The sequence below is a fragment of the Streptomyces sp. NPDC052012 genome (assembly GCF_040689265.1).
Lineage (GTDB): Bacteria > Actinomycetota > Actinomycetes > Streptomycetales > Streptomycetaceae > Streptomyces.
Genome location: NZ_JBFAXA010000013.1, coordinates 87,636 through 100,705 on the forward strand (window position 1 = coordinate 87,636; position 13,070 = coordinate 100,705).

A 13,070-nucleotide genomic window follows, 5' to 3' on the forward strand; every position below is an offset into this window, starting at 1 on the left:
AATCCGAGCGCTGACGTTTTCAACACCCCCAGCCGCCCCGCTTCTGCGAAATCCGCACGTTACAGACTCCTCAACGACGGATTTCATCGCCTACGCCTTGCGAAACTGTCGAGACGTCGTGCACAGTGACCTCGTGGCCAGTCGAAGCGCAGACCCGAAGGACTCCCGCGAGTCCCGAAACGGCGGCAGTCCCCAGCTGGACGCCGTCTCCCTCGCGATCATCGAGCAGCTGCAGGAGGACGGTAGGCGGCCCTACGCGGCCATCGGCAAGGCCGTCGGCCTGTCGGAGGCGGCCGTGCGCCAGCGCGTCCAGAAGCTGCTCGACCAGGGCGTGATGCAGATCGTCGCCGTCACGGACCCGCTCACCGTGGGCTTCCGCAGGCAGGCGATGGTCGGTGTCAACGTCGAGGGCGATGTGGAGTCCGTCGCCGACGCGCTGACCGCCATGGCCGAATGCGAGTACGTGGTGATGACCGCCGGCTCCTTCGACCTGATGGTCGAGATCGTCTGCGAGGACGACGACCACCTTCTGGAGGTCATCAACAAACGCATCCGGGCCGTGCCCGGCGTGCGCTCCACCGAGAGCTTCGTCTACCTCAAGCTCAAGAAGCAGACCTACATGTGGGGAACCCGATAATCGTGAGCACCGACCGCCCCAACGATCTCAGCAAGTCCGCGTACGACCACTTGTGGATGCACTTCACCCGCATGTCCTCGTACGAGAACGCGCCCGTCCCCACCATCGTCCGGGGCGAGGGCACCTACATCTACGACGACAAGGGCAAGCGCTACCTCGACGGTCTCGCCGGCCTGTTCGTCGTCCAGGCGGGCCACGGCCGCACGGAACTCGCGGAGACCGCCTCGAAGCAGGCCCAGGAGCTGGCCTTCTTCCCGGTGTGGTCCTACGCCCACCCCAAGGCCGTGGAGCTGGCCGAGCGGCTGGCGAACGAGGCCCCGGGCGACCTGAACAAGGTCTTCTTCACCACCGGCGGCGGCGAGGCGGTCGAGACCGCCTGGAAGCTGGCCAAGCAGTACTTCAAGCTGACCGGCAAGCCGACCAAGCACAAGGTCATCTCCCGCGCGGTCGCCTACCACGGCACCCCGCAGGGCGCCCTGTCGATCACCGGCCTGCCGGCCCTGAAGGCCCCCTTCGAGCCGCTGGTGCCGGGCGCGCACAAGGTGCCGAACACCAACATCTACCGCGCGCCGATCTTCGGCGACGACCCGGAGGCCTTCGGCCGCTGGGCCGCCGACCAGATCGAGCAGCAGATCCTCTTCGAGGGCCCGGACACGGTCGCCGCGGTCTTCCTGGAGCCCGTGCAGAACGCCGGCGGCTGCTTCCCGCCCCCGCCCGGCTACTTCCAGCGGGTGCGCGAGATCTGCGACCAGTACGACGTGCTGCTCGTCTCCGACGAGGTCATCTGCGCCTTCGGCCGCCTCGGCACGACCTTCGCCTGCGACAAGTTCGGCTACGTGCCGGACATGATCACCTGCGCCAAGGGCATGACCTCGGGCTACTCCCCGATCGGCGCGTGCGTCATCTCCGACCGCATCGCCGAGCCGTTCTACAAGGGCGACAACACCTTCCTGCACGGCTACACCTTCGGCGGTCACCCGGTCTCCGCCGCGGTCGGCCTCGCCAACCTCGACCTGTTCGAGCGCGAGGGCCTCAACCAGCACGTGCTGGACAACGAGGGCGCCTTCCGCTCGACCCTGGAGAAGCTCTACGACCTGCCGATCGTCGGCGACGTCCGCGGCAACGGCTTCTTCTACGGCATCGAGCTGGTCAAGGACAAGGACACCAAGGAGTCCTTCGACGAGGAGGAGACCGAGCGCGTCCTGTACGGCTTCCTGTCCAAGAAGCTGTACGAGAACGGCCTGTACTGCCGCGCCGACGACCGTGGCGACCCGGTCGTCCAGCTCGCCCCGCCGCTGATCTCCAACCAGGAGACCTTCGACGAGATCGAGCAGATCCTGCGCGCGACCCTCTCCGAGGCCTGGACCAAGCTCTAGGCCACGGACACCGGCCTGTAGGCCGACCGAGGTTCCGATCTTCCTTCTGGATGATCAACACCGGCCCCGGTGCCGCCCGTTCGAGTGAGAAACGGCGGCCCGGGGCCGCGTGCTGTCCGGCGTGTCGCCGCCGCCTGCCTAGCGTGCCAGTGACCGATCGGCCCTGCCTTCGTTCCCCCGCACGGGGGAAAACACGAACCGCGCACGGCATTTCCGATCCGAACCGAGGTGTACGCCATGGTGGCCCCACCGGACAACGACGTGCTCTGGGCACGTGCCCTGCAGTTCCGGCACGCGGACGGCTCTCCCGGGCTGAGCGGGGTCTCGCTCGGCGTCAGGGAGGGCGAGATCCTCGCCGTCGGCGGCCCGCGCGGCAGCGGCAAAACGACACTGCTGCGCTGCCTCGCCGGTCTGACCCCCGTCCACGGCGGCGAGGTCTGGTTCAACAGCGGGCCGATGCACACCCTGGGCCCGGTCGCCCGGGAGCGGCTGCGCCGGGAGCGCTTCGGCTGGATCGACCCGGTCCCGGTCCTCGTCCCGGAGCTGAACGTCTGGGAGAACGCCGCGCTGCCGCTGCTGCTGCGCGGCACCGGCCGCCGCCGGGCGAAGACGGCGGCCCTGGAGTGGCTGGAGCGCCTGGACGTCGGCGACAAGGCCCGCGAGCACCCCGACGAGCTGACGCACGCCGAGCGGCAGCGGGTGTGCATCGCCCGCGCCCTCGCCCCGGCGCCCACGGTGCTGTTCGCCGACGAGCCGACCGCCCCGCTGCACCGCGCCGACCGCCGGCACGTGCTGCGCACGCTCACCACGGCGGCCCGCTCGCACGGCATCACGGTCGTCCTCGCCACCGCCGACCCGGACACCGCGGCGCTCGCCGACCGCACCGTGTCCCTGCTCGACGGACGGCGCGTACGCACCGTCCATCTGCCACCGGTCGCCGAGACCGCCGAGACGGAGGGCCGGGCCGCGTGCTCGCTCTCCGTCTGACCCGAAGCGCCCGGCCCGCCGTCCAGCTGCGCCGCCTCCTGGTCGCCGCGGCCTCGGCGGGCACGGGCTTCCTGCTCCTGGGCGCCCTCGGTCACGCGCTGAACCACCCGGACACCCCGTCCGCCTCCGCGCTGCGCCTGGCCTGGTGCACGGCCCCGCTCGCGGCCACCGTGTACTTCGCGGTGGCGGTGGCGCGTACCGACCCCGCGACCCGGCCCCGGCCCGGTCTGTCGGCGCTCGGTCTCGGTCCCGCCCGCCTGATGGCGATCTCCGCGACGACCACCGCCCTGGCCTGCACGCTGGGCTCGCTGATCGCGCTGCTGGTCTTCCTGCACCTGCGCGGTGATCTCACCGGCATGCCCTTCGACGGGGCTGCCACCGACTTCCTCGCCGCGGAGCAGCCGCTGCCACTCCCGGCGGCCCTCACCCTGCTCGCCATGGTCCCGCTGAGCGCGTCGGCGGCCGTGGCGGTGTCGCTGCGGCCGCGCGAGCAGGCGGCCGGCGGGTCCCGCATGGCGCGGGCGTACGGCCGGTTCGGCGCGTACCGGCGCACGGCGGTCCGGGAGACCTTCGGGGCGTACGGGCGCTTCGGCAAGCACCTCGGCCCGGCGGCACGCGACCGGCGCACGGCCGAGACGCCGCCACCGGACCAGGCCGGTACCGCCGCCGCGACCGGCACGCCGGGCACCACCGCCGAGGCCACGCTCACCGCCGAGCCCACGCCCACCGCCCCGGCGACGGGCAGCCGTGCCACATCAGCCGCCCCGGGGACGGTCGCCACCGCCCCAGGCACGCGGACCGACCCCTCGCCCGCCACGCCGGAGTCGCTCACCGAGGCCGCCACCGCCGCTCCCCTCGCGCCGCCGTCCGGTCTGCCCTGGGGCATCGCCGTACTGGCCGTCGGACTGGCCGTGGAGGCCTTCGTCAGCCGTACGAGCGACGGTTCCGCATCCGGCGGGGGGCCCGGCGCGCTGGCGGGCCTTGCGCTGACCGCCCTCGGGCTCGCGCTGGCCGGTCCGGGGCTCACCCACCTGTGCGGCAGGCTGCTGCAGGCGGTGCGCCCGGGCGCCCTGCGCCTGCTGGCGGGGCGGACGCTGATGACGGAGGCCGTCCGGATCGGCCGCCCGCTGGGCGTGGTCTGCGCGGTCACGTCGGCCGCGTACGCCATGACCTCGCTGTACGACACCGAGGACCCGTCCGTCGCCCCGCTCACCACCCTCGGGGTGCTGCTGGTGACCGGCTGCGCGGTGGCGACCCTGCTGACGGCCGCGGCCGAGGCCAGGCAGGCCCGCGCGCTCACCACGGACGCGCTGCTGCGCCTCGGCGCTCCCGCCGCGACCCTGCGCAAGGCCGCGGCGCTGCGGTCCGCCGCGCTCGTCGCCCTGTTCGCTCCCCTGACGCTGTTCGTGGCCGAGTTGTCGGCGCTTCCGCTCGCCGGCTGAAACCCGCTCGAAAAAATCCCCGCGGGAGCGATGACTTCCGCGGGGGCCCTCGGTCTAACCACTCGAACGCTACGGAACCGAATGGGAGAGGCCCCACCATGTACCAGCAGATGATCTTCGTGAACCTGCCCGTCAACAACCTCGACGCCTCGAAGAAGTTCTTCACGGAGCTCGGCTACTCGATCAACGAGCAGTTCAGTGACGAGACCGCCGCCTCGGTCGTGATCAGCGACACCATCGTGGCGATGCTGCTCACCAGGGAGAAGTACGCCTCGTTCACCAAGAAGGAGATCGTCGACGCGACGAAGTCCAGCGAGGTGCTGATCGCGCTGAGCGCGGAGAGCCGCGAGAAGGTGGACGAGCTGATCGACAAGGCGATCGCGGCGGGCGGTTCCCCCAGCGGCGAGACGCAGGACTACGGCTTCATGTACGGGCGCGCCTTCGACGACCTCGACGGCCACACCTGGGAAGTCATTTGGATGGACCCGTCCGCGGTGGAGGGCTGAGAACACGACGGGCCTAGCATGGGGCGGGTGCAGACCTCTCCCGCCCATGCCGCCCATCACGGTGACCGCGAGATCGAGACGATCGAGGAGTTCGACGCGATCGTCTCGGCCCGCGGCACCCTCTCCGGCTTCCGGGTCCAGTCCGTCGATCTGACCGACCGGACACGGGAGTTGCTGACCACGGACACCGCGGAGGCGGTGTTCCTGGGCTGCCGGATGCGCGCCGAGGCGGCGGAGAAGCTCCGCGCCGACGGCGCGCTCGTGCTTCCGCCCGTGCCCGGACTGCCCTTCGACCCCTACCGGGGTCATCTCTACACCCCCGGCGACCTGTTCGCCTCGCTCGACAAGGGCTACGAGGCGACACCGGACGCCCTCGCCTACGCCTGGTTCCAGCGGACCAGGGCCGACGGCGACATCTTCGCCTCGATGCTGCGCGCCGTCCACGACGACTCCATGTCCGACGCCCTCGACGAACTCCTGCGCGGGGCACGGGTGGTGGGGGTCATGGGCGGACACGCGATGGCCCGCGGCACCGAGCAGTACCGGGGTGCCGCCCGGCTGGGCCGCGCGCTCACCCAGGCCGGGTTCACGGTGGCGACGGGCGGCGGTCCCGGCGCGATGGAGGCCGCGAACCTCGGCGCCTACTCGGCCCCGTACGACGACGCGATGCTGGACGAGGCGTGCGAACTCCTCGCGGTGGCCCCCTCGTTCGCCCCGTCGGTCACCGACTGGGCCCGTGCCGCCTTCGAGGTGCGCACCCGCTGGCCGAAGGGCAACCACTCGGTCGGCATCCCGACCTGGTTCTACGGCCATGAGCCGCCCAACGCCTTCGCGTCGCACATCGCGAAGTACTTCGCCAACGCCACCCGCGAGGACGGTCTGCTGGCCCGGTGCACCGCGGGTGTGGTCTTCCTTCCGGGCGCCGCCGGGACCGTACAGGAGATATTCGACAACGCGACGCCCAACTACTACGAGTCGCGCGGGGAGCCGACGCCCATGGTGCTGGTGGACCGGGCGCACTGGACGGAGAAGCTGCCGGCCTGGCCGCTGCTGCAGGCGCTCGCGCGGGAGCGGTCGATGGAGGCGCGGATCGCCCTGGTGGACCGGATCGAGGAGGCTCCCGGGGCGTTGAAACGTCTGGGCGGTTAATGAGAAGGCAAAGCCGGGGGCCGCGATCGGCATATGCGTTGACACTACTTATGCGGCGCTTATAAACCTGGGTGCCACCTGGGAGAGCTGATGTCCCGTCAGCTCTCCCTCAACCCCCCGCATTTGCGCATCCCAGTGAAGGACAAACGTGACAGTTCTGTCCGTATCCCGTCGTACGGCCCCGCGCCGTACCGTCACACGTACCGTGCGTGCTCTCGGCGTCGCCTCCGCGTCGGCCGCGCTCGCCCTCGGCGCCGCCGGCACCGCGGCGGCCTCCGGCATCAGCGATTTCTCGGCCGAGGCCAAGTGTGTCGGTGACAACGGTGTCATCACCGTCACCGACGTCGACCCCAAGGGGATCCCGGCCACCGTCAGCGTGTTCCTGGAGAACAACGGCGCCGACGTGAAGAAGGTCGGCGAGAAGGTGGTCAAGGGCTCCCGCGACGGCGTGACCCTCACCTTCGAGGAGGACTGGAAGCCGAACGCCGAGTACCGCATCCACATCAAGGCCGAGCCCCACGTGGACGCGGACATCGAGCCGAACCTGACCACCCCGGCCACGGCGTGCAAGAAGAAGCAGGAGCAGACCCCGAGCCCGACGCCCACTCCGTCGGACTCCGCCTCGACCCCGGCCGAGGAGCCCGGCACCCCCGCCCCCTCGGAGCCGGAGAGCGAGAGCAGCGCTCCCGCGGACACCGCGAGCAACGCCCCGTCGCCCGCGGTCGGCGAGTCCAACCTCGCCGAGACCGGCGCCGGCTCCAACACCGCTCTGATCGCCGGTGTCGCGGGCGCGCTGGTCGTCGTCGGCGGCGGCGCGGTCTTCCTCGGCATGCGGCGCCGGGGCTCGGACAGCGACCGCTGATCCGGCCCCGCCCTTCCGCCGGCCCGTCCCTTGCCTGGGGTCCGTCCCCTGCCGGGGGGCGGGCCGGCCTCGTGCCGCCCGTGCCGGGGGCGGGGGGGCGGGCCACCGTCGTGCCGCCCCGGCCGGTGGCCCGTCTCAGCCGAACGTCGCCCGCTCCAGCCAGAACTCCAGCAGCTTCCGGTCGCCGAGCACCTCGAGCCGCGGGGCGTCCAGCGGCAGGCGCCGGTAGAAGGCGAGGAGCAGGGAGGTGAGCGGGCCGCGCAGGGCGACGCTCGCCTTCTCGTGCCCGCGGCGCCAGGTGACACCGTCCTCACCGAGCTCGATCAGCCACTCGGCGTTCAGACCGGGCGCGGTGTCGGTGGCGTGCAGGTGGAGCGAGGCGCCGGGCCGGCGCAGATCCTTCGCCGGGCCGTCCGGCAGGACCCGCTGCACGAACTGCACGATCTCCAGCCACTCGTCCACCGCGTCGGCGGCCACCTCGGCCGCGACCGGCGCGAAGGGCCGGCCCGCGGCGAGCATGGCGTCCGCGTGGTGGACGACGAGCTCGTGGGTCATCCGCCGGGCCCAGAACCCGGTGGTGTGGATCCCGGACCATGCCCACACGCGCGTGTCCGGTCCGGCTTCCCGCAGCGCGGCCACCGCCGCCGCACCGGCCTCGGCCAGCCACGTCTCCAGCGCGGCGGCATCTCCGCGGGTGCCGGGCCCCTCGGTCCCCGGTACGTCGTCGATCGGGACCTCCTCCTGGGCCCGGGTGCGCACCAGCAGCTCCACCCAGAGCAGGGCCCGTCCGACATGGCGCACCAGCTGCTCCAGGGTCCAGTCCGGGCAGGTCGGCACCGTCGCGAAGAGGCCGGACCCGGAGGTCAGCAGGGCCCTGAACTGCCCTGTCCGGTGGGTGATTTCGTCGCAGTAGCGGTCGTGGGAGAGCGTGGTCATGACGTCACCCTACGAGCGCGGTGATCAGCCCAGCACCACGATTTCCGCCGCGTCGAACTCGACCCCGACCTCGTCGCCGACCTCGGGTGCCGCCCGCAGCGGGCAGGCGGCCTCCAGGCGCGGGGCGTCCTCGGGCTGGAGGTGGACGGCGACATGGGTGCCGCGGAAAGTACGGGCGGCCACCGTGCAGCGCAGGCCGGCGTCGGCGGGAACCAGGCGCACCCCGGCGGGCCTGATCAGAAGAGTGCGGGCGCCCTGCGGGGCGTCGGCGGGCACGGGGACCTTGCCCCAGGGCGTCACCGCGACGTCCGCGCCGACGGTCGCCTCGACGACGTTCTCGAAGCCGAGGAACCGCGCCACGAAGGCGTTCGCGGGCCGCTGCCACACCTGCAGCGGTGTGCCGGACTGGGCGATCCGGCCGTCCCGCATCACCACCACCCGGTCGGCCAGCGCGAACGCCTCCCCCTGGTCGTGGGTCACGGCGAGCACGGTGGTGCCCAACCGGCCGAACAGCTCGCGCAGTTCGACGACCAGCCGCTCCCTGAGGGACCGGTCGAGCTGGCCGAGCGGCTCGTCGAGCATCAGCAGCCGCGGGCTCGGCGCGAGCGCCCGCGCCAGCGCCACCCGCTGCTGCTCACCGCCGGACAGGGCCGCGACCGCCCGCCCGGCCGCCCCCGGCAGACCGACGAGATCCAGCAACTCCCGCACGCGACCGGCCTGTTCACCGCGCGAGGCGCCGCGCATCCGCAGCCCGAAGGACACGTTGCCGGCCACGTCCCGCTGCGGGAACAGCTGGTGGTCCTGGAACATCAGCCCGACCCCGCGCCGATGCGCGGGCACACCGGACTGGTCGCGGCCGTCGAGCAGCACGTGCCCGGCATCGAGGGGCTGGAGCCCGGCCACCACCCGCAGCAGCGTCGACTTGCCGCTGCCGCTGGGCCCGAGAACGCAGACGATCTCGTGCTCGGCGACCGACAGGTCCACCGTGTCCAGCACCGCCCTGCCCCCGAAGCGGACGGTCGCGCCCTCAAGGCTCAGCAGCATCTAGAACTCCCCGGTCCGGTCGGTCCGCAGCCGCTCCAGCACCAGCAGCGCCACCGCGCACACGATCATCAGCATCGTCGACAGGGCCATCGCCTGGCCGTAGTTGAGGTCACCCGGCCGCCCCAGCAGCCGCGCCACGGCCACCGGCAGCGTCGGGTTGTCCGGCCGCGCGATGAACACCGTCGCCCCGAACTCCCCCAGCGACACCGCGAAGGCGAACCCGGCCGCGATCAGCAGCGCTCGCCGCACCATCGGCAGGTCCACCTCCCGCCAGGCCCGCCACGGCGACGCCCCGAGCACCGCCGCCGCCTCCCGCAGCCGTACGTCCACCGCCCGCAGCACCGGCAGCATGGTCCGCACGACGAACGGGACGCCCACCAGCGCCTGCGCGAGCGGCACCAGGATCCACGAGGACCTCAGATCCAGCGGCGGCTCGTCGAGGGCGATCAGGAAACCGAAGCCGACCGTCACCGCGGACACCCCGAGCGGCAGCATCAGCAGCGCGTCGAAACCGCGCACCAGCCGCCCCGCGTCCCTCCGGGTCAGCGCCACCGCGGCGAGCCCCCCGATCAGCACGGCGATGACGGTGGCGGCGACCGCGTACTGCAGCGAGTTGGCGACGGCCTGGATCGGCGCGACCAGGAACACCCCGCCGTCGTCCCGGGTCAGCGCCCGGTAGTAGCCGAGGTCCGCGGCGCCGAAGGAGCGCTCCACCAGCACGGCGAGCGGCAGCACGAGCAGTACGGCGACGGTGGCGACCACCCCGCCGAGCAGCGTCCACTGCCCGGCGCCGCGCGGCCGGCGCGCGGTCACGGACGCGTCCACCAGCCGCAGCGCGGTCTCCCGGCGCCGCACGGTCCAGGCGTGCAGGGCGAGGATCGAGCCGACCGCGACGAACTGGATCATCGTCAGCACGGCGGCCGTGGACAGGTCGAAGATCTCGGAGGTCTGCCGGTAGATCTCCACTTCGAGGGTGGAGAAGGTGGGCCCGCCGAGGATCTGCACCACACCGAAGGAGGTGAAGGTGAACAGGAAGACCATCAGCGTCGCCGCGGCGACGGCGGGCACGAGCGCGGGCAGCGTGACGGTCCGCCAGGCGGTGAAGCGGGAGGCGCCGAGCATCCGCGCGGCCTCCTCCTGCCGCGGGTCGAGCTGCGCCCACAGCCCGCCCACGGTCCGTACGACGACGGCGTAGTTGAAGAAGACGTGCGCGAGCAGGATCGCCCACACGGTGGTGTCCAGGCGTACCCCCCACCACTCGTCGAGGAGTCCGCCGCGCCCCACGAGCGCCATGAACGCCGTGCCGACGACCACCGTCGGCAGCACGAACGGCACGGTGACCACGGCCCGCAGCAGCTGTTTGCCGGGGAACTCGAAGCGGGCGAAGACGTACGCGCCGGGCAGGGCGATCACCAGGGTCAGGGCGGTGGAGACGAGCGCCTGCCAGGTGGTGAACCACAGGACGTGCCGGATGTCCGGCTGGGCCAGCACGTCCCCGATCCGCCCGAGCTGCCAGCCGCCGTCGGTCTTCAACCCCCGCGCGACGATCGCGGCGACGGGGTAGGCGAAGAAGACGGCGAAGAACGCGACGGGCACGGCCATCAGACCGAGCCGCGCCGCGTTCCCGCGCCACCTGGCCGCGGCGCGGCTCACCGGCGCGGTCCGGCTCACTTCAGGACGAGCGAGGTCCACGACTTGACCCACTGGTCACGGTTGTCGGCGATCTTCGCCGGGTCCATGGTCTCCGGGTCCTTCGCCTGCGGCCCGAACTTCACGAACTCCTGAGGCACCTGGGCGCCCTCGCGCACCGGGTAGACGAACATGTTCAGCGGCATGTCGTCCTGGAACGTCTTGCTGATCAGGAAGTCGAGCAGCGCCTTGCCGCCCTCGGGATTCTTCGCGTTGCTCAGCAGGCCCGCGTACTCGACCTGGCGGAAGCAGGTGCCCTCGGCGACGCCGGTGGGCGCGGTGTCCGGCTTCGGGTCGGCGTAGATCACCTCGGCGGGCGGTGAGGACGCGTACGACACGACGAGCGGCCGGTCGCCCTTCGCCTTCTTGCCGCCGGCCGAACCGGAGAACTCCTCGTTGTAGGCCTGCTCCCAGCCGTCGACGACCTTGACGCCGTTGGCCTTGAGCTTCTTCCAGTAGTCCTGCCAGCGGTCGTCGCCGTACTTCGCGGCGGTGCCGAGCAGGAAGCCGAGGCCGGGTGAGGAGGTGGAGGCGTTCTCGGTGACGAGGAGGTCCTTGTACTCGGGCTTGATCAGATCGTCGAAGGTCTTGGGCGGGTCGAGCTTGTGATCGGCGAAGTACTTCTTGTCGTAGTTGACGCAGACGTCGCCGGTGTCGACGGGGGTGACCCGGTGCTTGTCCCCGTCCACCCGGTACTCGGGCAGGATCAGGTCGGAGCCCTTCGCCTCGTACGGCTGGAACAGCCCGTTGTCGAGGGCGCGGGACAGCAGGGTGTTGTCGACGCCGAAGAAGACGTCGCCCTGGGGGTTGTCCTTGGTCAGGATCGCCTTGTTGACGGCCTGCCCGGCGTCGCCGTCCTCGAGGACCTTGACCTTGTAGCCGGACTGCTTCTCGAAGGCGGCGACGACGTCCTCGGACGCGGCCCACGAATTGTGGCTGACCAGGGTCACGGTCTTCGACCCGCCGCCGCTCGGGTCGTCGCCGTCGGACGACCCGCACGCGGACAGCGTGACCAGCCCCAGCCCGACGGCCAGGACGGTGACCTTCTTGGTGATGCTCACTGGATTCCTCCTGGAGTGACCAGGAAGAGACGCGGCCCTGCCCGGGACACCCGTGAGGGTCCCGGGCAGGGCGCAACAGCTCGAGTGGTGACCGATCTCCCTACCCAGAATGACCTGGGCCAGGTTCGGAGGGTCTGCGGCCGGTGCCGCACTCTCAGCGCTGTGGCGCTCCCCTGTCGGAATATGAAGGTGTACGCCGGTCAGGTTACCGCTCGCTCGCGGCGAGCTGACCACAGGCCCCGTCGATCTCCTGGCCACGGGTGTCCCGGATGGTGACCGGCACACCGTGCGCGGCGATCGCCTCCACGAACGCCTTCTCGTCCTCGGGCCGCGAGGCGGTCCACTTGGAACCGGGCGTGGGGTTCAGCGGGATGAGATTGACATGCACGGGCCGCCCCTTGAGCAGCCGTCCGAGCCGGTCACCGCGCCACGCCTGGTCGTTGATGTCACGGATGAGCGCGTACTCGATGGACAGCCGCCGACCGGACTTGGCCGCGTACTCGAACCCGGCGTCGAGCACCTCGCGCACCTTCCACCGGGTGTTCACGGGGACGAGGGTGTCGCGCAGCTCGTCGTCCGGGGCGTGCAGGGAGATGGCGAGCCGGCACTTGAAGCCCTCGTCGGAGAACCGGTGAATCGCCGGAACGAGCCCCACCGTCGACACGGTGATCCCCCGCTGCGACAGCCCGAGCCCGTCCGGCTCGGGGTCGGTGAGGCGGCGAATGGCCCCCACGACCCGCTTGTAGTTGGCGAGCGGCTCGCCCATGCCCATGAACACGATGTTGCTCAGCCGCGCGGGCCCGCCGGGCACCTCCCCGTCCCGGAGCGCCCGCATCCCGTCGACGATCTGATGCACGATCTCCGCGGTGGACAGATTCCGGTCGAGTCCCGCCTGCCCGGTCGCGCAGAACGGACAGTTCATCCCGCACCCGGCCTGCGAGCTGATGCACATGGTCACCCGGTCCGGGTACCGCATCAGCACGGACTCGACGAGCGTCCCGTCGAACAGCTTCCACAGCGTCTTGCGGGTGGTGCCCTGGTCGGTCGACAGATGCCGCACGACGGTCATCAGCTCGGGAAGCAGCGCCTCCCGCAGCCGCCCGCGGGAACCGGCCGGGATGTCCGTCCACTGCTCCGGATCATGCGCGTACCGCGCGAAGTAGTGCTGCGACAGCTGCTTGGCACGAAACGGCTTCTCACCGACCGCAACGACCGCCTCCTTGCGCTCGGCAGGCGAGAGATCGGCAAGATGCCGCGGCGGCAGCTTGGCTCCGCGCGGCGCGACAAAGGTAAGTTCTCCGGGCTTAGGCATGGCTGTACCAGTGTCGCAGATCGACTCGGGTGACCTGCGGGTGTTGGCTGCCACACCTGTCGCTGGTGG

At 71.5% G+C, this 13,070-nt stretch carries 12 protein-coding genes and 1 riboswitch; of the genes, 7 read left to right on the forward strand and 5 right to left on the reverse strand.

Annotation, left to right across the window (positions count from 1 at the left end):
* Nucleotides 1–118 precede the first annotated feature (118 nt).
* From AB0412_RS21365 to AB0412_RS21395, 7 genes are all read left to right on the forward strand, one after another.
* The gene (locus tag AB0412_RS21365) at nucleotides 119–637 is read left to right on the forward strand and encodes an Lrp/AsnC family transcriptional regulator (RefSeq protein ID WP_260829031.1); all 519 of its coding nucleotides are present in this window, start codon (nucleotides 119–121) and stop codon (nucleotides 635–637) included.
* A 2-nt stretch (nucleotides 638–639) separates the two neighbouring features.
* Nucleotides 640–2,013 carry an aspartate aminotransferase family protein gene (locus AB0412_RS21370; protein WP_366404172.1) on the forward strand — a complete coding sequence of 458 codons (1,374 nt, stop codon included), beginning with the start codon at nucleotides 640–642 and terminating at the stop codon, nucleotides 2,011–2,013.
* 237 nt (nucleotides 2,014–2,250) lie between these two features.
* Nucleotides 2,251–3,000: an ATP-binding cassette domain-containing protein gene (locus tag AB0412_RS21375; protein ID WP_366404173.1), complete on the forward strand. Its 750-nt coding sequence runs from the start codon at nucleotides 2,251–2,253 to the stop codon at nucleotides 2,998–3,000.
* Nucleotides 2,982–4,442: a hypothetical protein gene (locus AB0412_RS21380; RefSeq protein WP_366404174.1), complete on the forward strand. Its 1,461-nt coding sequence runs from the start codon at nucleotides 2,982–2,984 to the stop codon at nucleotides 4,440–4,442. The genes AB0412_RS21375 and AB0412_RS21380 overlap by 19 nt, the downstream gene beginning before the upstream one ends.
* 98 nt (nucleotides 4,443–4,540) lie before the next feature.
* The gene (locus tag AB0412_RS21385) at nucleotides 4,541–4,948 is read left to right on the forward strand and encodes a VOC family protein (RefSeq protein ID WP_366404175.1); all 408 of its coding nucleotides are present in this window, start codon (nucleotides 4,541–4,543) and stop codon (nucleotides 4,946–4,948) included.
* Between the two features lie 27 nt (nucleotides 4,949–4,975).
* The gene (locus AB0412_RS21390; protein WP_366404176.1) at nucleotides 4,976–6,097 is read left to right on the forward strand and encodes a Rossmann fold nucleotide-binding protein; all 1,122 of its coding nucleotides are present in this window, start codon (nucleotides 4,976–4,978) and stop codon (nucleotides 6,095–6,097) included.
* A gap of 205 nt (nucleotides 6,098–6,302) precedes the next feature.
* A complete protein-coding gene (locus AB0412_RS21395; RefSeq protein WP_366404177.1) occupies nucleotides 6,303–6,959 on the forward strand; it encodes an LAETG motif-containing sortase-dependent surface protein in 657 nt (218 codons plus the stop codon).
* Nucleotides 6,960–7,094: 135 nt separating this feature from the next.
* Here the strand turns inward: AB0412_RS21395 and AB0412_RS21400 are convergent, their stop codons facing one another.
* The 5 genes from AB0412_RS21400 to rlmN form a co-directional block, all read right to left on the reverse strand.
* Nucleotides 7,095–7,895 (reverse strand): maleylpyruvate isomerase family mycothiol-dependent enzyme, encoded by an 801-nt coding sequence (locus AB0412_RS21400; RefSeq protein WP_366404178.1) that lies wholly within the window; start codon nucleotides 7,893–7,895, stop codon nucleotides 7,095–7,097.
* Between the two features lie 24 nt (nucleotides 7,896–7,919).
* The gene (locus AB0412_RS21405) at nucleotides 7,920–8,939 is read right to left on the reverse strand and encodes an ABC transporter ATP-binding protein (RefSeq protein ID WP_366404179.1); all 1,020 of its coding nucleotides are present in this window, start codon (nucleotides 8,937–8,939) and stop codon (nucleotides 7,920–7,922) included.
* A complete protein-coding gene (locus tag AB0412_RS21410) occupies nucleotides 8,940–10,541 on the reverse strand; it encodes an iron ABC transporter permease (protein WP_366404252.1) in 1,602 nt (533 codons plus the stop codon).
* A 65-nt stretch (nucleotides 10,542–10,606) separates the two neighbouring features.
* On the reverse strand, nucleotides 10,607–11,689 hold the full coding sequence (locus tag AB0412_RS21415; RefSeq protein WP_366404180.1) for a thiamine ABC transporter substrate-binding protein: 1,083 nt from the start codon (nucleotides 11,687–11,689) through the stop codon (nucleotides 10,607–10,609).
* Between the two features lie 79 nt (nucleotides 11,690–11,768).
* A riboswitch (TPP riboswitch) is annotated at nucleotides 11,769–11,874 on the reverse strand.
* Nucleotides 11,875–11,894: 20 nt separating this feature from the next.
* Nucleotides 11,895–13,001: a 23S rRNA (adenine(2503)-C(2))-methyltransferase RlmN gene (gene rlmN / locus AB0412_RS21420; RefSeq protein WP_366404181.1), complete on the reverse strand. Its 1,107-nt coding sequence runs from the start codon at nucleotides 12,999–13,001 to the stop codon at nucleotides 11,895–11,897.
* Nucleotides 13,002–13,070 lie beyond the last annotated feature (69 nt).